The sequence below is a fragment of the Dinoroseobacter sp. PD6 genome (assembly GCF_028807315.1).
In the GTDB taxonomy this organism is placed as follows: Bacteria; Pseudomonadota; Alphaproteobacteria; order Rhodobacterales; family Rhodobacteraceae; genus Dinoroseobacter; species Dinoroseobacter shibae.
This window is the reverse complement of record NZ_JARAMN010000002.1, coordinates 293592-312965: the sequence shown is the minus strand read 5'-3', so window position 1 is coordinate 312965 and position 19374 is coordinate 293592. Positions and strand designations below refer to the sequence as shown.

General features: G+C 67.7%; 15 protein-coding genes. 7 read left to right on the top strand and 8 right to left on the bottom strand.

What is annotated here, in order from left to right; translation table 11 throughout:
- The first annotated feature begins 141 nt into the window (after window positions 1–141).
- Window positions 142–2697 (top strand): aminopeptidase N, encoded by a 2556-nt coding sequence (pepN, locus tag PVW48_RS04885; protein ID WP_274580519.1) that lies wholly within the window; start codon window positions 142–144, stop codon window positions 2695–2697.
- Window positions 2698–2722: 25 nt separating this feature from the next.
- On the top strand, window positions 2723–3466 hold the full coding sequence (locus PVW48_RS04880; RefSeq protein WP_274580518.1) for an SDR family oxidoreductase: 744 nt from the start codon (window positions 2723–2725) through the stop codon (window positions 3464–3466).
- Window positions 3467–3796: 330 nt separating this feature from the next.
- On the opposite strand, the gene PVW48_RS04875 is transcribed toward PVW48_RS04880, so the two are convergent.
- Window positions 3797–5203 carry a helix-turn-helix domain-containing protein gene (locus PVW48_RS04875; protein ID WP_274580517.1) on the bottom strand — a complete coding sequence of 469 codons (1407 nt, stop codon included), beginning with the start codon at window positions 5201–5203 and terminating at the stop codon, window positions 3797–3799.
- Window positions 5204–5370: 167 nt separating this feature from the next.
- Here PVW48_RS04875 and PVW48_RS04870 point away from each other — a divergent pair, with 167 nt between their 5' ends.
- The 5 genes from PVW48_RS04870 to PVW48_RS04850 all read left to right on the top strand — a co-directional run bounded on the left by PVW48_RS04870 (window position 5371) and on the right by PVW48_RS04850 (window position 11171).
- The gene (locus PVW48_RS04870) at window positions 5371–6357 is read left to right on the top strand and encodes a tripartite tricarboxylate transporter substrate binding protein (protein WP_012177892.1); all 987 of its coding nucleotides are present in this window, start codon (window positions 5371–5373) and stop codon (window positions 6355–6357) included.
- Window positions 6358–6440: 83 nt separating this feature from the next.
- Complete coding sequence (locus tag PVW48_RS04865) at window positions 6441–6926, top strand: tripartite tricarboxylate transporter TctB family protein (protein WP_012177891.1); 486 nt, start codon at window positions 6441–6443, stop codon at window positions 6924–6926.
- Window positions 6927–6938: 12 nt separating this feature from the next.
- Window positions 6939–8453 carry a tripartite tricarboxylate transporter permease gene (locus PVW48_RS04860; RefSeq protein ID WP_274580516.1) on the top strand — a complete coding sequence of 505 codons (1515 nt, stop codon included), beginning with the start codon at window positions 6939–6941 and terminating at the stop codon, window positions 8451–8453.
- A 96-nt stretch (window positions 8454–8549) separates the two neighbouring features.
- The gene (locus tag PVW48_RS04855; protein WP_274580515.1) at window positions 8550–10091 is read left to right on the top strand and encodes an acyl--CoA ligase; all 1542 of its coding nucleotides are present in this window, start codon (window positions 8550–8552) and stop codon (window positions 10089–10091) included.
- A 102-nt stretch (window positions 10092–10193) separates the two neighbouring features.
- The gene (locus PVW48_RS04850; protein ID WP_274580514.1) at window positions 10194–11171 is read left to right on the top strand and encodes a 2-dehydropantoate 2-reductase; all 978 of its coding nucleotides are present in this window, start codon (window positions 10194–10196) and stop codon (window positions 11169–11171) included.
- 98 nt (window positions 11172–11269) lie between these two features.
- Here PVW48_RS04850 and PVW48_RS04845 read toward each other — a convergent pair whose 3' ends face one another.
- From PVW48_RS04845 to PVW48_RS04815, 7 genes are all read right to left on the bottom strand, one after another.
- Window positions 11270–12082, bottom strand: a complete 813-nt coding sequence (locus PVW48_RS04845) for an XdhC family protein (protein WP_274580513.1) — start codon at window positions 12080–12082, stop codon at window positions 11270–11272.
- Window positions 12082–13260: a vWA domain-containing protein gene (locus PVW48_RS04840; RefSeq protein WP_274580512.1), complete on the bottom strand. Its 1179-nt coding sequence runs from the start codon at window positions 13258–13260 to the stop codon at window positions 12082–12084. The genes PVW48_RS04845 and PVW48_RS04840 overlap by 1 nt, the downstream gene beginning before the upstream one ends.
- A complete protein-coding gene (locus PVW48_RS04835) occupies window positions 13257–14135 on the bottom strand; it encodes an AAA family ATPase (RefSeq protein ID WP_274580511.1) in 879 nt (292 codons plus the stop codon). The genes PVW48_RS04840 and PVW48_RS04835 overlap by 4 nt, the downstream gene beginning before the upstream one ends.
- A 71-nt stretch (window positions 14136–14206) precedes the next feature.
- Window positions 14207–16627, bottom strand: coding sequence for an aerobic carbon-monoxide dehydrogenase large subunit (locus PVW48_RS04830; RefSeq protein WP_274580509.1), 2421 nt, complete (start codon window positions 16625–16627; stop codon window positions 14207–14209).
- Window positions 16624–17115 (bottom strand): (2Fe-2S)-binding protein, encoded by a 492-nt coding sequence (locus PVW48_RS04825; RefSeq protein ID WP_274580508.1) that lies wholly within the window; start codon window positions 17113–17115, stop codon window positions 16624–16626. Before PVW48_RS04825 ends, PVW48_RS04830 begins: the two co-directional genes overlap by 4 nt.
- A 12-nt stretch (window positions 17116–17127) precedes the next feature.
- Window positions 17128–17982, bottom strand: coding sequence for an FAD binding domain-containing protein (locus tag PVW48_RS04820; RefSeq protein ID WP_274580507.1), 855 nt, complete (start codon window positions 17980–17982; stop codon window positions 17128–17130).
- Window positions 17983–18190: 208 nt separating this feature from the next.
- Complete coding sequence (locus PVW48_RS04815; RefSeq protein WP_274580506.1) at window positions 18191–19297, bottom strand: MHYT domain-containing protein; 1107 nt, start codon at window positions 19295–19297, stop codon at window positions 18191–18193.
- Between the last annotated feature and the right edge of the window lie 77 nt (window positions 19298–19374).

Sequence of the window (19374 nt, the reverse complement as noted above, 5' to 3'; positions counted from 1 at the left end):
CACCCGGCGCGAGAAATCGCACCGCCCAAACCTCCCCATCACCGTCGGAAATCCCGAATCCGCACCTGCACGGCCCGCCTGCCTCTGGCCATTCCCCGCGAAACCTCGCAGTCTGCTGCCAAATCCACACGAGGATCCCCCATGCGCGACGCTGCCCCCCAGACCATCCGCCTTGCCGACTACACCCCCTACCCGTTCCGCATCGACCATGTGGAGCTGATCTTCAGCCTCGCCCCCACGGCAACCCGGGTACTCTCGACGCTCAAGGTGACACCCCTGCAACCGGGCACGGACATGCGGCTCGACGGCGAGGACCTGCTGCTGATCCGCGCGGCCATCGACGGCGCGCCGGTCTCCGTGACCCCCGACGCCACGGGCCTGACCGTGCCCGCCGCCCTGCTGCCCGATGGCCCCTTCACCTGGGAATGCGAGGTGCAGATCGCGCCGGCCGAGAACACCGCCCTCGAAGGCCTCTACATGTCCAAGGGCATGTACTGCACCCAGTGCGAGGCCGAGGGCTTCCGCAAGATCACCTACTACCCGGACCGCCCGGACGTGATGGCACCCTTCGATGTGCGCATCCTCGCGGCCGAGGACGGCTCCACCCCGGTGCTCTTGTCCAACGGCAACCCCACCGGCCACGGCCGCTGGACCGACCCCTGGCCCAAACCCGCCTACCTGTTTGCCCTGGTGGCCGGCGACCTCGTGTCGGTGGACGACAGCTTCACCACCCGGTCGGGCCGCGACATCGCGCTCAGGATCTGGGTCCGCCCCGGCGACGAGGGCAAATGCGCCTACGCCATGGATGCGCTCAAACGCTCCATGCGCTGGGACGAGACCGAATACGGCCGCGAATACGACCTCGACATCTTCCAGATCGTCGCCGTGGACGACTTCAACATGGGCGCGATGGAGAACAAGGGGCTGAACATCTTCAACTCCAAATACGTCCTCGCCTCGCCAGAGACCGCCACCGACCGCGACTACGAGCTGATCGAAGGCATCATCGCGCACGAGTATTTCCACAACTGGACCGGCAACCGCATCACCTGCCGCGACTGGTTCCAGCTCTGCCTCAAGGAGGGGCTGACCGTCTTCCGGGACCAGCAGTTCTCCGGCGACATGCGCTCCCACGCGGTCAAGCGGATCGACGACGTGCTGATGCTGCGCGCCCGCCAGTTCCGCGAGGATGCAGGCCCGCTGGCCCACCCCGTGCGCCCCGAGGAGTATATCGAGATCAACAATTTCTACACCGCCACGGTGTACGAAAAAGGAGCCGAGGTGATCGGCATGCTGCGCACTCTCATCGGGCCGGAGGCGTATCGCAAAGGCTGCGACCTCTATTTCGAGCGCCACGATGGGCAGGCCTGCACGATCGAGGACTGGATCGCGGTGTTTGAGGACGCCACGGGGCGCGACCTGAGCCAGTTCAAGCTGTGGTATTCCCAGGCCGGAACTCCGCGCCTCGACGTGGCCGAGGCCTTCTCGGACGGCACCTACACCCTCACCCTGCGGCAAGAAACCCCCGATACCCCCGGCCAGACCGACAAGGCGCCCCAGGTGATCCCGGTCACGGTCGGGCTGCTGGGACGCGACGGGCGCGAACTCGCCCCCTCCACCACGCTGGAGCTGACCGAGCGCACCCAATCCTTCCGCTTCGACGATCTGCCGGAGCGGCCCGTCCCGTCCCTCCTGCGCGGCTTCTCCGCCCCGGTGATCCTGCGCCACGAGGTCAGCCGCGAAGACCAGCTCCTGCTGCTGGCCCATGACACGGACCCGTTCAACAAGTGGGAGGCCGGGCGCAGCCTGGCCAAATCCACCCTGATCGCCATGGTAACCGAGGACACCGCCCCCTCCGAGGCCTTCCTCGATGCGCTCACCACCGTGGCCGGGGACGCCAGCCTCGATCCCGCCTTTCGGGCACTGGCCCTGGCGCTCCCGTCCGAAGACGATCTCGCCCAGACCCTCCATGCCAGCGGCGTGACCCCGGACCCCGACGCGATCCACGCCGCGCGCCAGTCCCTGACCCGCGCCATCGCCGCCCATGCCGAGCCGACCCTGTCGGCGCTCTACGACACCATGGCCGTGCCCGGCCCCTATACCCCCGACGCCAAGGCCGCGGGCCGACGCGCCCTGCGCGGCACCGCCCTGCGCCTCTTGTCCGAGCGCGACAATGGCGACCGGGCACGGGCGCAGTTCCTGTCGGCCGACAACATGACCGAACAGCTGGCAGCCTTCTCGGCGCTTTTGATCATCGGCCAGGGCAGCGCCGCCGTGGGCACCTTCTACGAGCAGTGGCACGAGGACCGGCTGGTGATGGACAAGTGGTTCGCGCTGCAGGTGTCTCTCGCCCCGCCCGAGAAAGCCGTGCGCGCCTGCAAGGCCCTCGCGGCGCATGCGGATTTCGACTGGAAGAACCCCAATCGTTTTCGCAGCGCCCTCGGCGCGCTGACCATGAACGCCGCCGGGTTCCACAATCCCAGCGGCGAGGGCTACGAGTTGCTGGCGGACTGGCTGATCCGGCTCGACCCGGTCAACCCGCAGACCGCCGCGCGCATGACCACCGCCTTCGACAGCTGGCGGCGCTACGACACCAACCGCCAACGGCTGATCAAGATGGAGCTGGAGCGTATTGCAGCGACCCCGGGGCTCTCCCGGGACGTGACCGAAATGGTCGGCCGCATCCTCGCGGCCTGACCCGACCCAGCGGACCGGAGGCCCCATGTCCACCCTGCTCATCACCGGCGCGAGCGCTGGCATCGGGGCCGCCTGCGCCCGGCTGGCCGCACGCCCCGGCCTGCATCTCGCCCTGCACTACAACCGCGACGCCGCCGGGGCGCAGGCCGTGGCCGAGGCGGCCCGCGCCGAGGGGGCCGAGACCACCTGCCTGCAGGCGGATCTGGGCGACCCGGATCAGATCGACGCGCTCTTTGCCCGGCTGGATGCGGACTGCCCGCCCCTGACCGGGCTGATCAACAACGCGGGCATCGTCGATGTCACCGCCCGCGTGGACGAGATGGATGCCGCCCGCCTGAGCCGGATGTTCCAGGTCAATGTCATCGGTGCGATCCTCGTGGCCGGGGCGGCGGTGCGGCGCATGTCCACCCGCCATGGCGGGACCGGCGGCGCGATCGTGAATGTCTCGTCCGCCGCCGCCCGCCTTGGGTCCCCGGGCCAATACGTGGATTATGCCGCCTCCAAGGGCGCGATCGACACCTTCACCCGCGGCCTTGCGCTGGAGGTCGCGGGCGAAGGTCTTCGCGTGAACGCCGTGCGCCCGGGCATCATCGAGACCGGGATCCACGCCAGGGGCGGCCTGCCCGATCGCGCCCGGGATCTCGCGCCCACGGTCCCGCTCGCGCGCCCGGGCACGCCCGAAGAAGTCGCCCGCGCGATCCTCCACCTGCTGTCGGACGAGGCGAGCTACACCACCGGCGCGATCCTCGACATCTCCGGCGGTCGGTGATCCAGCGGCGCGCGCTGCGCGCGCATACCTGCGGCCCGTGCCGGGCCGATGCCGAAGGGGGGCGCTGCCCCCGCCGCGCTGCGCGCGTCTCCCCCGGAGTATTTTCGCACAAATGAAGTCAGGGGCGTTGGCGCAGAAACGAGTTAAGATCTCGTGACGGCAACGTACGGTGAACCCCTTGAGAACATGGGACAAAAACCTTCCCCGCGGGGAAGGTTTTCCGCCGCGCAGCGGCGCCGGGCCCAACGCCGGACAAGGCCCCACAGGGGGCGCGGGCCGGGGGCGGGAGCGCCACGATTCGTCTTTTTCGGAGAAGCCTCGGTCCGAAGATCAGCTTTCGTAGCGGGTGTTCCCGCGCCGGTTGGTGTCGAGCGGCAGATCCATGTGGAGCGGCTGGTGGGCGCGCTGGGAACAGCTCTGGCGCGGGCACATCTGGCAGTTGATCCCGATCTTGCTGAACAGCCCCTTCTCGCTCACCCGGTAGGGCGCGGCATAGCCGATCCGGTCCGCATGGCTCATCTCGCAGCCGAGCGCCACCGCGAGGCGGCGCTCCTGCGTGTCGCGGCTGAAGACCGGGCGGTCCGTGGTCCGGCTGATGGTGAAGAAACGTTCCCCGTCGGGAAGCTCCACGAATTGCGGCAGGATCACGCCGGGCGAGGTGAAGGTGTTGTGGATGTTCCAGACCGGGCAGGCCCCGCCATATTCGGCCAGGTGGAACGAGGTCGAGTTGAACCGTTTCGACACATTGCCCGCCTTGTCGATCCGCAGAAAGAAGAACGGCACCCCCTTCGCCCCGTCGCGCTGCAGGGTGGTCAGCCGGTGGCAGACCTGCTCGAACGAGACCGAGAAGGCCGCCGAGATCCGGTCCACGTCGTAGCGTGTCGTCTCGGCCAGCGACAGGATCTCGTCATAGGGCATCAGCAGGGCGGCGGCGAAGTAGTTGGCCAGCTCCACCCGGCAGCGCCCCAGCCCCGAGCCCTCCTGCAGCCCCGCCCCCGCGGTCAGGCTGTCGAACACGTCGGGGAACTCGACCAGGCCCAGCACATGGGCCAGCTGGAAGATGCGGTTGGGATGGTCCAGCGCCTCGGAGATCCGCAGCACCTTGCGGGGCGCATCATAGACCCGCAGGCTGTCTGGCATGTCGTGGACACGCTCCAGGGTCACGGTGATCCCGTGCAGGGTGGCGAGCCGCGTCTTGAGGTCGCCATAGATATCGTCGGGCCGGCCCGGCATTTCGGCGCGCACGGCCTCGGCGGCGCATTCCAGCTCGTCGAAATGGTTGCGGTGGTTGCGGAAGAAGTCGTGGATGATCGTCTCGGGCGAGGTCGCGGTCAGGTCCGGCAGCACCCCGCTGGAGCCCATGCGCATCACCTTTTCAAGCGTGCTGCGATGGGCCTGGTGGAGCTGCAGCAGCCGCGAGACCAGCTTCGGCGCGTGATCCAGGGCCGCGCGCAGCTCGGTCAGGTCCGGGGCGGCATCGGTGAAGACCGGGTCCTGCATGGCATGGCGCAGGTCGGTCAGCTGCGTGGCCGCGTCGTCCTTCACCAGGTCGCGCCAGTCCACGTTGTAGGTCTCGGTCAGCGCCATGAGCATCTGCACCGACAGGCTGCGCTGGTTGTTCTCCAGCAGGTTCACATAGGCCGGCGACACCCCGAGGGCCTGGGCCATCTCGGCCTGGGTCTGTTTGCGTTCCCGCCGCAGGGCCCGGAGCCTGGGCCCCACCAGTGTCTTGCGCATGGCAAACCTTACAAGATTACAAATTTCTGACCTGTTATCTCGACATATAACATACCAACCCGAAATCCAGTGAAATCTCGTCCCAAGCGCGCCATCTAGTGCCCCACGCCGCAGCCGGGGTCTTCCGGAACACGGCCGACCCAAGGATGTCACCAGGGAGGAACATGATGACACTGAACTTTACCCGCCGCGTCGCACTGACGATCGCAACTGCCGCTGCCACCTCGATCGCGCTGCCCGCCTTCGCAGACGACGACTGGAAGCCGAACAAGCCGATCGAGATGGTGATCATGGCCGGTCAAGGGGGCGGCGCGGACCGTCTCGCGCGTCTGTTCCAGTCGATCATCCAGAAGGAAAACCTCGCCTCCATGCCGGTGCTGCCGGTCAACAAGGGCGGCGGCTCCGGCGCCGAGGCGCTGCGCTACCTCAAGGACAAGGAAGGCGATTCCCATGTCATCATGGCGACGCTGAACAGCTACTACACCACCCCGATCCGCACCGACATCGGTGTCGACATCGAAGAGTTCACCCCGCTGGCACGCATGGCGCTCGACACCTTCGTGCTCTGGGTCAACGCCGACAGCGACATCTACACCCTCGAAGACTACGTGGCGGCGGTGAATGCCTCCGGCGGCGCGTGGAAGATGGGCGGCACCGGCACCGGGCAGGAAGACAGCCTCGTGACCGCGATGCTGGAGAAGGAATTCGGTATCAAGCACACCTATGTGCCCTTCAACGGCGGCGGCACAGTGGCCAAGAACCTGGTGGGCGGGCATATCGACAGCACCGTCAACAACCCGTCCGAGGCGATGGGCTTCTGGCAGGCGGGCAAGGTGCGCCCGATCGCGGCCTTCACGCCCGAGCGTCTGGCCGTCTTCCCGGATGTGCCCACGGCGACCGAACTGGGCCATGAGAGCCTGGTCTACTGGATGCAGCGCTCCTTCGTCGGGCCCAAGGACATGCCGGCAGAGGCCGTGGCCTATTACACCGCCATGTTCGAGGGCCTCGCCCAGACCGAGGAATGGCAGACCTACACCCAGGAGAAGGCCCTGATGGCCGACTTCCTGACCGGGGATGCCCTGCAGGCGTACTTCCTGGAAGAGCGCGACAAGCACGCTGCGATCCTGCAGGAAATGGAAGGCACCGGTTCCTGATCCCCTACGCCGGTCACGAAACGCGGGCCGCATTTCCGGCCCGCGTTTCTCACGAACAGAACAGCTGAATCGAGGGGTTGGGGATGCTGAAAGCCGAGAGCGTCATCGCGATGGGTCTGATGGGCCTGTCTGTCTATTTCATGTACCACGCACTGGTCCTGCCGATCGGCTGGGTCGAATTCGCGGGCCCGGGCGGCGGGGCGTTTCCGTTCTGGCTCTCGGGGATCATGCTGCTGGCGTCGGGGGCGATCCTGATCCGCTCCCTGCGCAGCGCCGCACCATCCGAACCCTTCTTCGACCCCGACACCCGCCGCGCGGTCCTGTCGGTCTGCATCGCCCTGGTGGTCACCATCGCCCTGCTGCCCATCGTCGGCGCCTACGTGGCGATCCCCCTCTTCATGATCTGGTACCTCGCGATCTATGGCGGGCACGGCTGGAAGCTGACGGCGATTCTGTCGGTTTCGGTGCCCACCTTCCTGTTCTTCTTCTTCGAGGTCACGCTCAAGATCCTGCTGCCCAAGGGGATCACAGAGCCACTCTTCATCCCGCTCTACGCGATCTTCTTCTGAAGGCCCCCGGATATGGATATCTTCCCGCTTCTGGCTGAAGGCTTTGCCACATCGCTCTCGCCGCTCAACATCTTCATCGTCCTGATCGGGGTCACGGTCGGGCTCTTCATCGGGGCCATGCCGGGCCTCGGGTCGGTCAACGGGGTCGCCATCGTGCTGCCCCTGACCTTCGTGGTCCCGCCCGCCTCGGCGATCATCCTGCTCTGCGCCATTTACTACGGCGCGATGTACGGGGGCGCGGTCAGCTCGATCCTGCTGGGGATACCCGGCGCGTCCACTGCCGTGGCCACCACCTTCGATGGCCGCCCCATGGCGCAGAAGGGCGAGGCGGGCCTGGCGCTGATCGCGGCGGCCGTGGCGTCTTTCATCGGTGGGACGATCTCGGTCATCCTGTTCACCGCCTTCGCCATCCCGCTGGCGGATCTCGCGCTCGCCTTCGGACCAGCAGAGGAATTCGCGCTCGTGCTGCTGGCCTTCACCACCTTCGTAGGGCTGGGCGGCGACGACGCGCTGAAAACCATCGTGATGATCTGCCTTGGCCTCGTGCTCAGCACCGTGGGGCTCGACCTGATCTCGGGCCAGCCGCGGCTGATCTTCGGCGACCTGCCGGGGTTTTATTCGGGCATCTCCTTCCTGGTGCTGGCCATCGGGGTCTACGGGATCGGCGAGATCCTCTATACCATTGAAACGTCGAAAAAATCGCCGACGGTCACGGCGGCCAAGATCACGTTTTCCGAGCTGGGCGCGGGCCTGCGCCGGATGAACAAGCTGTGGAAGACCATGTCCATGGGATCCTTCCTGGGCTTCTTCGTCGGCATGCTGCCCGCCGCCGGGGCCACGCCCGCGGCGCTCATGGCCTACGGGATCGCGCGCACCACGTCGAAGAAGTCCGAGAATTTCGGCAAGGGCGAGATCGAGGGCGTCGCCGCCCCCGAGACCGCAAACAACGCCGCCTCCACCGGATCGCTGCTGCCGATGCTGACGCTGGGCATTCCCGGCTCGCCCACCACGGCGCTGCTGCTCGGGGGCATGGTGATGTGGGGGCTGGTGCCCGGTCCGATGCTGTTCATCGAACAGCCGGATTTCGTCTGGGGCATGATCTCTTCGCTCTATACGGCCAATGTGGCGGCGGTGCTGATCAACCTGGCACTCATCCCGCTCTTTGTCTGGGCCTTGCGGATGCCGTTCACGGTGCTCTGCTCGGTGGTCGTGGTGCTCTGCATCGTGGGCGGCTTCGCGCCCTCCCAGAAGATCCACGATGTCTGGCTGATCGCGGCCTTCGGCATCCTCGGCTACATCCTGCGCAAGGCCGATTACCCGCTGGCCCCGCTGGTGCTGGCGCTGGTGCTCGGGCCGCTGATGGAGAAAAGCTTCCGCCAGAGCCTGGTGATGGAGCAAGGCAATGTGCTGGTGTTCATCGAGCGTCCGCTCTCGGCCACCTTCATGGTGCTGGCGCTGATCTTCTTCCTCCTGCCGCTTTTGAAGTACTTCAAAAAACCGGCTAAGAAGCCTGTGGCGGTCAAGTAACCGCGACACAGTTCGGCCGGACCCGGGGGAGCGGGTCCGCGCCATGCCATCGCAAAAACGACGACAAGACCCAAGGAAAGACGAGGGGAGACCACCATGGCCCAGACAGTCTCTGAGCTGATTGCCACCCATCCGGATGCAGCACCCGCCATCGGCGCCCCCGACCGGGGCTGGCTCGATTATGCCGGGCTGCGCGCCCAGACCGAGGCGACCCGGGCCGCGCTGCATTTCGCCGGTGTCGGGCGCGGCGACCGGGTGGCGATCGTGCTGCCCAACGGGCCGGAGATGGCGTCGGCCTTCGTGACAATTGCGCAGGTGGCCACGACCGCGCCGCTGAACCCGGCCTACCGGCAGGAAGAGTACGAATTCTACCTCGGCGACCTGAACGCCAAGGCCATCGTGCTGGCCGAGGGGTATGACGGCCCGGCGCTGGCCGCGGCGCAGACCGCCGGTCTGTGCGTGCTGCGACTGTCCTTCGATCCGGCGCGGCCCGCGGGCACCTTCACCCTGACCGCCGAAGCCAGCGCGGGCGAGGCAGATACCGCCGCCCCGGAGGCCGGCGATGTGGCGCTGATCCTGCACACCTCGGGCACCACCTCGCGGCCCAAGATCGTCCCGCTGCTGCAGTCGAACGTGGCGGCCTCGGCGGCCAATATCCGCGCTTCGCTGGACCTGACGGCCGCGGACCGCTGCATGAACGTCATGCCGCTCTTCCATATCCACGGGCTGATCGCAGCCGTGTCCGCGTCGCTGGAGGCGGGCGCGTCGATCTGGTGCACCCCGGGCTTCAACGCGCTTGCGTTCTTCGGCCAGCTCGATGATTGCAAGCCGACCTGGTACACCGCCGTGCCGACCATGCACCAGGCGATCCTGACCCGGGCGGGCCGCAATGCGGAGATCATCGCGCGCGCGAACCTGCGCTTCCTGCGGTCCTCCTCGGCGTCCTTGCCGCCGCCGGTGATGGCCGAGTTGGAGAAGACCTTCGGCGCGCCGGTGATCGAGGGCTACGGGATGACCGAGGCCGCGCACCAGATGTGCTCCAACCCGCTGGGCTTCGACACGCAGAAGCCCGGCTCCGTCGGCGTGCCCGCCGGTCCACAGGTCCGCATCGCCCACGAGGCCGAGGACCGGCTGATCGACAGTTCCGAAATCGGAGAGGTCGTCATCTCTGGCCCGAACGTCACCCCGGGCTACGAGGGCAACCCGGAGGCCAACGCCAAGAGTTTCTTCGAGGCCGAGGGCGCGCGCTGGTTCCGCACCGGCGACCAGGGGGCGTTCGACGCAGATGGCTACCTGTCCCTGACCGGGCGGCTGAAGGAGATCATCAACCGCGGCGGCGAAAAGGTCAGCCCGCTGGAGGTGGACGCGATCCTGCTGGACCATGCCGAGATCGCGCAGGTCGTCACCTTCGCCCTGCCCCACCCCAAGCTCGGCGAGGAGGTCGCGGCGGCCGTGGTGCTGACCGAAGGGTCCACAATGACCGAGCGCGATATCCGCGATTTCGCCGCCTCGCGGCTTGCGGATTTCAAGGTGCCGCGCAAAGTGGTGATCCTGGACGAGCTGCCCAAGGGCGCCACGGGCAAGATCCAGCGCATCGGCATGGCCGAGAAGCTGGGCCTGATCGAGCAGGCCGCCTGATCTGACCTCTACGCCGGGGGCACCTTCGGGACGCCTCCGGCGGGAGTATTTGTGCACAAAAGAAGAAGGACGCGCGCCGGGGTGCGTGCGTGGGGAAAATCAATGAAAATCTGTGTGTTCGGCGCCGGGGCGATCGGCGGCTATATGGGCGTGAAACTGGCGCAGGCGGGGGCGGATGTGAGCCTCGTGGCGCGCGGCCCGCATCTGGCGGCGATGAAGGCAAACGGGCTGACGCTGATCGAGGAGGGCGACCAGCGCACCAACGTGGCGGTCACCGCGTCGGACAATCCCGAGGAACTGGGCCCGCAGGATTACGTGATCGTCACGCTCAAGGCCCATTCGGTCCCGCCCGTGGTGCCGAAGATGCAGCCGCTGATCGGGCCGGACACCACCATCGTTTCTGGCGTGAACGGGGTGCCCTGGTGGTATTTCCACAAGATCGGCACCGAGCTGGAGGGCACGCGGCTGGAGAGTGTCGATCCGGGCAATGCCCAATGGGACGGGTTCGGCCCGGACCGGGTGCTGGGCTGCGTGGTCTATCCGGCCGCCGAGGTGATCGAGCCGGGGGTGATCAACCATATCGAGGGCAACCGGTTCTCGCTGGGCGAGCCCGACGGGTCGAGATCCGAACGCGCCATGGCGCTCTCGAAGGCGCTCTCGGCGGCGGGGCTCAAGGCGCCCGTGCGCCCGCGCCTGCGCGACGAGATCTGGGTCAAGCTCTGGGGGAACCTGTCGTTCAACCCGATCTCGGCGCTGACCCATGCCACGCTCGACGTGCTGTGCACTGACCCGGGCACCCGCGCCGTGGCACGCGGCATGATGCTGGAGGCGCAGGAGATCGCCGAGAAGCTGGGCGTCAAGTTTCCCATCGACGTGGAGAAGCGCATCGATGGCGGCGCCGCCGTGGGGGCGCACCGCACGTCGATGTGGCAGGACCTCGACCAGGGGCGGCCGATGGAGATCGACGCGCTGGTGGGCTCGGTGCAGGAGTTGGGCCGTCTGACCGACACGCCCACGCCGACCATCGACACGGTGCTGGCGCTGGTGGCCCTGCGCGGCAGGACCGCCGGGCTCTACTGACGTCGGCGCTCAGCAGCAGGGAAACTTGATCCGGCTCAGCACTTCGGCCTGGGCCGGGTTGGGCCGGAGCCTGCAGAGCAGTCGTGTCACCCAGCCGGTCATGGCGCGTCCCGTTGCGCACTGCGCCGGGTGGCGACGATTTCCGCCAGGATCGACAGGGCGATTTCCTCGGGCGTGATCGCCTTGATGTCGAGCCCCGCGGGGGCCTTCACCCGGTCCAGCGCCTCCGGCGGCACCCCGTCCGCCGCCAGCCGGGCGCGCAGGGTGGCGAATTTGCGCCGCGAGCCGACGAAGGCGACATAGGCCCCGCCCGCCGACAGGGCCGCGCGCAACGCCGCCTCGTCCCCCTTGCCTTGGGTCGCCACCACCAGAAACCGGGCCGCGTCGGCGCAGGTGTCGAAAGCGTAGCTGTCGGACAGGCGGACGCCCGCGGGCGCTTCGTCTGCCGCGAGGCCCGGCGCGGCCAGGGCCAGGTCGAAATCGAACCCGGCCCCGAGCCGCGCGAGCGCTTGCGCCACCGGGCCGCCGCCGCAGATCTGCAGCACCGGGCGGGGCAGAACCGGTTCGATGAACACATCCATCGACCCCTTGGACGGGCAGCCGTTGCGGGCAAAGCGGATGCCTGCGCGCTCCTCCCCCGGGGCGACGCCTTCGGCCTCCAGCACCTCTTCGGGGCGCAGGGACAGAAAGCGCGTCGCGCCATCGGCCACGGCCTCCCGCGCGGCGCGGCCCACGGCGGCGCGGATGCACCCACCCCCGACCCAGCCCGCGAGGATCTCGCCCTCGGCGGAGATCAGCGCCTTGGCCCCGGGTTTGGCCGAGGTCGCCTCCAGCGTGCGCACCACGGTCGCCACGGCAAAGGCGCGGCCTTCGGCGCGCAGCGCCTCCATGTCGCGGTCCAACGGGTCCATCACACCCCTCCCAATTCGGTTTCCAGTGCGGCGAGATCCGCCAGGGTCGCGGCCGGGTGGAACAGGTCCAGATGGGGCATCGCCGCCGCCATCGCACCCGCCACCGGTGCGTAGTCTTTCCATGATTTCAGCGGGTTGAGCCAGATCACCTTACACCCCCGTTTTTTCAGCCGGGCCAGGGCCGCCCCGGTATCGCCCGCCTCGGCGGTGTCGTAGCCATCCGACAGGATCAGCACCACCGTGCGCCCGTCGACGAAGCGGCGGGCATAGGTGGCGGCGAACTGCTCCAGCGCCGCGCCGATTTTCGAGCCGCCCCCGAACCCGTCCGCGAGCAGGCTCAGCCGGTTGAGCGCCCGGATCGGGTCGTCATCGCGCAGGGCCTGGGTGATGCGCACGAGCCGCGTGTGAAAGAGATACGCATCCGAGGCCGGATCGGCCCGCATCAGCCCCGCAAGGAAGGCGAGGAACACGCGGGCATAGAGGGTCATGGAGCCGGAGACATCGCAAAGTGCCACGATCTTCACGGGCCGGTCGGGGCGGTGGCGGCGCGCCAGCCGCAGGGGCTCGCCCCCGGTGGCCAGGGCCCGGCGCAGGGTGCGGCGCATGTCCAGCCCCTGCCCCTTCGCGGCAGCCTTGCGGCGGCGGGAGCGGCGGTCGCGCAGGGCCCGGCCCAGACGTTCGGCCACTTTCTCGGCGGCGCGGATATCGGCGGCCGAGACCAGGTCGCGCAGGTCTTTCTTCATCAGGTTCGCCACGGCGGAGGCGACGAGCTTGCCCTCGCCATCCGCGTCCGCCTCGCCGTCGCCCCCATCGGGGCTTTCGGCCTGTCCGCGCCCGCCCTGAGAGGCGCCCTCGGACAGCTCGGACGAGCTGTTCTCGGGCGTCGGGACCGCCGGGCTCGGGACAGCCCTGGTGCGCACGCGCCCGCCATTGAGCCAGTAGGCATCGAAGAGGGCGTCGAACTGCGCGGCTTCGGCCTGGCTGCCCGCGCAGACCGCGCGCAGGGCCGCGCGGGCCGTGGCCGGGCGGGTGCAGTCGACGCAAGCCAGCGCCTCCATCCCCAGTTCGGTAGCCCCGACGCCGAGGCTCAGGCCATGGGAGCGCAGATGGGCCATGAACCCGGCCATGCGCGCGGCGGGCCCGGCATCGCGGGCGGCAAAGCGGGTCGTACGGCTCACGCCGCCTTCCCCGCGAGCCGATGGGCCACCTCGACCGACAGGGTGTCGCGGTCCTGGCGGGTTTTCAGCAGGGTGGCGAGGGTCGCGCCCAGCACCACCGGGTCGTCGTTCAGATCGGCTATCCCGAGGCCCGACAGGGCGGCGGCGAAATCCAGCATCTCGGCGATGCCCGGCTTCTTCTCCAGGTCCTCGCGGCGCGCCGCCTGCACGAAGCCGACGATCTGCGCGGCCAGGTGGTCGGCGATCTCGGGGCAGCGCGCGAGGAGGATCGACAGTTCCGTCTCGCGGCTGGGATAGTCGACATAGGCATAGACGCAGCGGCGGCGGAGCGCGTCGCTGAGATCCCGCGTGCCGTTGGCCGTCAGGATCACCGTGGGTCGCGTGACCGCGGTGAGCGTGCCGAGCTCGGGCACGGTGACCTGGAATTCCGAGAGCACCTCGAGCAGATAGGCCTCGAACTCCTCATCCGCGCGGTCGATCTCGTCGATCAGAAGGACGGGGGCCGTGTCCTGCCGGATCGCCGCCAGCAGGGGGCGTTCGAGCAGGTAGTCCTCGGAGAAGACGCGAGCCTCCGCCGCCCGGGCGCTCTCGCCGTCCTCGGCGGCGGCGCGAATGGCCAGCAACTGCCGCGGATAGTTCCATTCATAGATCGCGTGGGAGGCATCGAGCCCCTCGTAGCATTGCAGCCGGATCAGGCGCGTGTCCTCGACCGCCGCCAGCACGCGGGCGACCTCGGTCTTGCCGACACCCGCCGCGCCCTCGAGCAGCAATGGCCGCCCGAGCGACCGGGCGATATGCAGGGCCATGGCCAGGTCGTCGGAGGCGACATAGCCGTGATCCGCCATCGCGGTCTGAAGAGATGTCCAGTCTGTCATTCCTTGCCTGGATGGAGGGGAAAACCCCACCCTACCCCCGAAGGTGTAGGGCGGGGTTCACCCCGCCATTCCTATCCGTGCAGGCCGAGTTGATTGGCGGTCTTCCAGATCCGCCAGTGGTCATGGGGCATGTGGCTCTGCCGCAGCCCGAAGGCGCGGAAGGCATCATGCACCGCGTTCGAGAACGCCGGAACCCCGCCGACATTCGGGCTCTCGCCCACGCCCTTGGCCCCGATCGGGTGATGGGGGCTCGGGGTCTCGGTGAAGTCGGTGGTGTAGTTCGGCGTCTCCCACGCGGTCGGGATGAAGAAATCCATCAGCGTCCCGGTCTTGCAGTTGCCGATATCGTCATAGGCGATCTCCTGGCCCATGGCGATGGCGAGCGCCTCGGTCAGCCCGCCATGCACCTGCCCCTCGATGACCATCGGGTTGATCCGGGTGCCGCAATCGTCCAGCGCATAGAACTGCCGGATCTCGTGCTCGCCGGTGTCCACGTCGATCTCCATCACGCAGATATAGGCCCCGAACGGATAGGTCATGTTGGGCGGGTCATAATAGCTGACCGCCTCCAGCCCCGGCTCGACGCCCGGGATGGCCTGGTTATAGGCGGCATAGGCGATCTCCTGGATCGTCTTGAACCGCTCCGGCGCGCCCTTGACCACAAAGCGGTCCACGTCCCATTCCACGTCGTTGTCGTGGACCTCCAGCAGGTAGGCCGCGATCATCTGGGCCTTGGCCCGGATCTTGCGCCCCGCAAGCGCTGTGGCGGCCCCCGCCACGGGCGTCGAGCGCGAGCCATAGGTTCCGAGACCGTAGGGCGCGGTGTCGGTGTCGCCCTCCTCGATGGTGATGCTGTCGGCAGGGATGCCGGTTTCCGAGGCGAGGATCTGCGCGAAGGTCGTCGCATGCCCTTGCCCCTGGCTGATCGTGCCCAGCCGCGCAACCGCCGACCCGGTGGGGTGGATGCGGATCTCGCAGCTGTCGAACATGCCCATCCCGAGGATGTCGCAGTTCTTCACCGGGCCCGCGCCGACGATCTCGGTGAAATGCGTCAGGCCGATGCCGAGCAGTTTCCGCGTCTCGCCGCGCTTGAACGCCTCGACGCGCTCGGCCTGCTCGGCACGCAGGCCCTTGTAGTCCACGGCCTCCAGCGCCTTGTCCCAGGCGGTGTGGTAGTCGCCGCTGTCATATTCCCAGCCAAGCGCGCTGGTATAGGGAAACTGCTCCTTGCGGATGAAGTTGATCCGGCGCAGCTCGGCCGCGTCCATGTTCAGCTCCATGGCCAGCACCTCGATCATCCGCTCGATGAAATAGGCGGCCTCCGTCACCCGGAAGGAGCAGCGATAGGCCACGCCCCCCGGCGCCTTGTTGGTATAGACCCCGTCCACGCCGACATAGGCGACCGGAATGTCATAGGAGCCGGTGCAGATGTGGAAGAACCCGGCGGGGAACTTGGTCGGATCCGCGCAGGCATCGAACGCGCCGTGGTCGGCGGTCACATGGCAGTGCAGCCCGGTGATCTTGCCCTCCTTGGTGGCGGAGATCTTGCCCTTCATCCAATAGTCGCGCGCAAAGGCCGTGGCCATCAGGTTGTCCATCCGGTCCTCGATGAACTTCACCGGCTTGCCCGTGACGATGGAGGCCACGATGGAGCAGACATAGCCCGGATAGACCCCGACCTTGTTGCCGAAGCCCCCGCCGATATCCGGCGAGATGACGCGGATATTATGCTCTTCGATCCCCGACAGCAGGCTCGCGACCGTGCGCACCACGTGGGGGGCCTGGAACGTCCCCCAGAGCGTCAGCTTGCCATTGACCTTGTCCATGGACGCCACCGACCCGCAGGTCTCCAGCGGGCACGGGTGGGTGCGGTGGTAGTAGACCATTTCCTCGACCACGACCTCGGCGTTCTCGATCACCTGCTCCGTCGCGGCCTTGTCGCCCTCTTCCCACAGGAAGATATGATTATGGTGGCGACGCGGCCCGTGGGCGCCGTCGGCACCGGGCTCCAGATCCTCGCGCAGCACCACGTCCGATTTCAGCGCCTCGAACGGGTCCACCAGCACGGGCAGTTCCTCGTACTCGACCTCGACCAGCTCCACCGCGTCGGCGGCGATATAGCGGTCCTCGGCCACGACAAACGCGACCTCCTGACCCTGGAACAGTACCTTGCCGTCGGCCAGCACCATCTGCTTGTCGCCCGCCAGCGTCGGCATCCAGTGCAGCGACAAGGGCTCCAGGTCCTTGGCGGTCAGCACCGCGATCACCCCCGGCAGCGCCAGCGCCGCCTCGGCATTGATCGAGACCACGCGGGCATGGGCATAAGGAGAGCGCACGAAATCGCCGTGCAGCATCCCCGGCAGCTTGATGTCATCGACATAGTTGCCCTTGCCTTGGGTGAAGCGCGCGTCCTCGACCCGCTTGCGCGACGAGCCCAGGCCCTTGAGCTTTTCGACCCGCTCTTCGCGGGTGGGGGGGGTCATGTCGTTCATTCCGCGGCCTCCTTGGCAGCGTTCATCTCGGCGGCAGCGGCCAGGATGGACTTGACGATGTTCTGGTACCCGGTGCAGCGGCACAGGTTCCCGGCCATGCCGAAGCGGACCTCTTCCTCGGTCGGGTTCGGGTTTTCCTGCAGCAGCCGGTGCGCGCGGGTGATCATCCCCGGCGTGCAGTAGCCGCATTGCAGCCCGTGATGCTCCTTGAACATCCGCTGCAGCACGTGGAGGTTATCGGGATCCCCCAGCCCCTCAACCGTGGTGATCTCGGCCCCGTGGGCCTGGGCGGCGAACACGGTGCAGGCCTTCACGGACTTGCCGTCCATTTCGACCGTGCAGGCCCCGCAATGGGAGGTCTCGCAGCCCACATGGGGCCCGGTGATGTTGAGCCGCTCGCGCAGCGTGTAGATCAGCAATTCGCGCGGCTCGGCGAGCATTTCCTCGGGTTTGCCGTTCACGGTCATCTTGATGTGCATCTTGCTCATGTCTGCTCTCCCTTATGCGCGCGACCAGGCCCGGGCGATGGCCCGGCCCAGGATGACGCCCGCAACATGGCGTTTGAATTCCACCGGCCCGCGGTTGTCGGGCATCGGGTCGATGTCTTCGAGCATCGCGGCGACGGCGGCCTTGACAGCCTCCGCGTCGCAACTCGTGCCGACCAGCGCAGCGCCCGCGGCGGCGGAATAGACCGGCGTGTCGCTCAGGTTGGTCATGGCGATGTCGACATTGCCCGCGACCGTGCCGTCCTTCTCGATCAGGACCGCGGCGGCGGCGGTGGCATAATCGCCGATCTTGCGCTTCTGCTTCTCATAGGCGTAGCCCTTAGCATGGGCATCGAAGGCGATCCTGGTGAGGATTTCCTCGTCCTCCCGCAGGGTCGTATAGGCGCCCTCGAAGAAGTCGCGCGCCGCCACCTCGCGGACACCCTCGGGCCCCATCAGGGTGAAGGTCGCATCGAGCGCCTGCATCAGCCCCGGCATGTCATTGCCCGGATCGCCATTGGCGACATTGCCACCCACCGTGCCCATGTAGCGGACCTGCGGGTCGGCTATCTGCTCGGCCGCCTCGCGCAGCAGCGGCGCGGCGGAGGCCAGCGCGTCGGAGGTGATCAGCGCGTGTTGCGTGACCATGGCCCCCAGGGTCACCCGACCGCCCTCGACCCGGATCTCGCGCAGCTCGGCGATGTCCTGCAGATCGACCAGGTGTTCCACCGCGGCCATGCGCAGCTTCATCATCGGGATCAGGCTGTGCCCGCCCGCGAGGCAGCGCGCCTCGTCGCCGTGTTCCTGCAAAACGCTCACCGCGGACGCGAGGTCCGTCGGCCGATGGTATTCAAAGGCCGGTGGTATCATGTGGTGTTCCTCCCAACTGGCTGACCCGTCTGACGCGGGTTCATACTCGCTGAGGCTGAGCGTAGTGCGACCGCCTGCCGCAGGAGGAGGCGCAACACACCGAAAACGCGGGTCGTTTCACGAAATGCGAAATACGCGCACGAGTTGCGATGGGCGCGCCGCGCGCGATCCGGGCCCGGGTTTCAGCGATCCGTGGGGAAGGTGCGTGTCAGACGAGGCCGAGGGCCGTGCGCACGTCCTGCAGGCGCGAGCGGCTCACGGGGACCTTTTCCAGCGCGCTACGCGCGTCGAAGAACACCACCCCGTTGTCCTTCTTGCGCTCGAACCCGGTGACATGGCCCGGGTTGACGAGGTAGCTGCGATGGGCGCGGACGAACTGCCCCCGGGGCAGCCGCGCCTCGGCCTCGGAGATCGACCAGGGGCAGAAAAGCTTGCGCTCGTCCTGGTAAAGGACGGTGTAATGGCCCTCGGCCCGGATCGCCGCGACCTGGCGGCTGTCGATGAAGAATGTCCGACCATCGAGCTCATAGGGGATTTTCCGGATCTCCGCCTCCGGCGCGGGCATTTCCGCCTCAGCCCCGGGCGCCGGGGCCTGGGCGCGCGCCTCCGCCTGCGGCAGCAGGGTCACGCTGGACAACAGGAACGCACCGCAGATCACGAAGGCGATCAGCGCCACGATCAGCGCAAGCGTCGCGTTGCTGATCAACGGGCCGGCCGCCGCCGCCCCGGGCACGGCGCTGAAATCGGTGCCGAACATGGCGACGAAATGCACCGCGAAGACAGCAAAGCCGAAGCCGAGCGTGCCGAGCAGGATGTTGCGATAGGTGCGCGCGCCATAAGCGATCCAGATCGCGCCCATGGACAACACTACCGAGGCCAGGCCCGCCTCCATCACCGCGGCGACCGAATAGCTGGGCTGGCACAGGCGCATCCCCGACATGCCGATATAATGCATCACCGGAATGCCCAGCCCGACACAGAGCCCCGCCGCCGAGATCGTCAGCGCGCGGCGCGGCAGGAAATGCAGCACCAGTAGCGCCACGCCGACGATCAGGATCGCCACCAGCGCCGAGATCAGGGTGATCAGCGGGTCATAATAGAACAGGATCGGCAGTTGCAGGCCCAGCATCGCGACGAAATGCATGGCCCAGATGCCGCCGCCCAGGGCGACCGACGCCATCGCCACCCGCGTCTTGCGCGGCCCCGCGGGCAGGGTCGAGGCGCCCTTGGTCAGGGACAGCCCGGTGAAGCCCGCCATCAGCGCAACCGCCAGGGAGGCCGCGACCAACCACGGGTTATGGGAAAAATCGAGCACCCAGCCTCCTCCCAGCGACCCTCGTGCCGATCAAAGGTAGGCCAAGCCCTGCCGGGCGTCCATCCCGATCGCGGTCA

Bases quoted from the DNA above. Each gene is read 5' to 3' on its own strand.
- PVW48_RS04865 (WP_012177891.1), top strand. From the start codon at position 6,441: ATGCTGAAAGCCGAGAGCGTCATCGCGATGGGTCTGATGGGCCTGTCT.
- PVW48_RS04825 (WP_274580508.1), bottom strand. From the start codon at position 17,115: ATGAGCAAGATGCACATCAAGATGACCGTGAACGGCAAACCCGAGGAA.
- PVW48_RS04850 (WP_274580514.1), top strand. From the start codon at position 10,194: ATGAAAATCTGTGTGTTCGGCGCCGGGGCGATCGGCGGCTATATGGGC.
- PVW48_RS04860 (WP_274580516.1), top strand. From the start codon at position 6,939: ATGGATATCTTCCCGCTTCTGGCTGAAGGCTTTGCCACATCGCTCTCG.
- PVW48_RS04845 (WP_274580513.1), bottom strand. From the start codon at position 12,082: ATGGACCCGTTGGACCGCGACATGGAGGCGCTGCGCGCCGAAGGCCGC.
- PVW48_RS04880 (WP_274580518.1), top strand. From the start codon at position 2,723: ATGTCCACCCTGCTCATCACCGGCGCGAGCGCTGGCATCGGGGCCGCC.
- PVW48_RS04830 (WP_274580509.1), bottom strand. From the start codon at position 16,627: ATGAACGACATGACCCCCCCCACCCGCGAAGAGCGGGTCGAAAAGCTC.
- pepN (WP_274580519.1), top strand. From the start codon at position 142: ATGCGCGACGCTGCCCCCCAGACCATCCGCCTTGCCGACTACACCCCC.
- PVW48_RS04875 (WP_274580517.1), bottom strand. From the start codon at position 5,203: ATGCGCAAGACACTGGTGGGGCCCAGGCTCCGGGCCCTGCGGCGGGAA.
- PVW48_RS04835 (WP_274580511.1), bottom strand. From the start codon at position 14,135: ATGACAGACTGGACATCTCTTCAGACCGCGATGGCGGATCACGGCTAT.
- PVW48_RS04820 (WP_274580507.1), bottom strand. From the start codon at position 17,982: ATGATACCACCGGCCTTTGAATACCATCGGCCGACGGACCTCGCGTCC.
- PVW48_RS04855 (WP_274580515.1), top strand. From the start codon at position 8,550: ATGGCCCAGACAGTCTCTGAGCTGATTGCCACCCATCCGGATGCAGCA.
- PVW48_RS04870 (WP_012177892.1), top strand. From the start codon at position 5,371: ATGACACTGAACTTTACCCGCCGCGTCGCACTGACGATCGCAACTGCC.